The organism is Acinetobacter sp. 24-47-39, from assembly GCF_056783825.1.
The window spans coordinates 1-530 of record NZ_JBWYIP010000033.1 but is presented as its reverse complement, the minus strand read 5'-3'; the positions used below and the strand labels follow the sequence as shown (position 1 = coordinate 530).

The window sequence follows — 530 nt, the reverse complement described above, 5'->3', positions numbered from 1 at the left end:
TTCCAAACTTCAGATTGGCTTAAATCTAAATCTTCAATCGCTTGGAATAAGTCAGATACTAAACGTACAACGATTTGCTGAACACGTTCATCAACAGGACCTGTTGCAGTATCAACGTTCATTTTTTTGACTAAAGCATTAATTTGTTCGCGGTTCATACTATTTCTCCTTAAGTATGCTTGCTGTGTGGTGGCTGACTTCTAATGTGTTTGAGCTCGCTGCCACAATCCTTGTTTAAAATGACGCTAAAAAACCTCTGGATGTATTGATGTCATGGCCTGAATCAATCAAGCCAAGACACTTAAAACTTAACGATCATCTTCACGGATAGAAGATGGGTGGCGATTTAACGCCATTACTTCGATATTCATATATGGGTAAAGCGGAAGACCTTGTAAAATTGAATGAAGCTCTTCATTGCTTTCCACATCAAAAATACTGATGTTTGAATACTGACCTGTGATTCGCCAGATATGACGCCACTTGCCTTGTTGCTGTAACTCTTGCGAATACGCCTTTTCAACAGCTTT

General features: G+C 39.1%; 2 protein-coding genes. Both read right to left on the bottom strand.

What is annotated here, in order from left to right:
* A partial coding sequence (locus AC1M9C_RS14910; RefSeq protein WP_481609338.1) for a dioxygenase occupies positions 1-158 on the bottom strand: 158 nt, incomplete at its 3' end.
* A 150-nt stretch (positions 159-308) separates the two neighbouring features.
* Positions 309-530 (bottom strand): muconolactone Delta-isomerase family protein (locus AC1M9C_RS14905; RefSeq protein ID WP_481953975.1); only part of this gene is annotated, 222 nt, incomplete at its 5' end.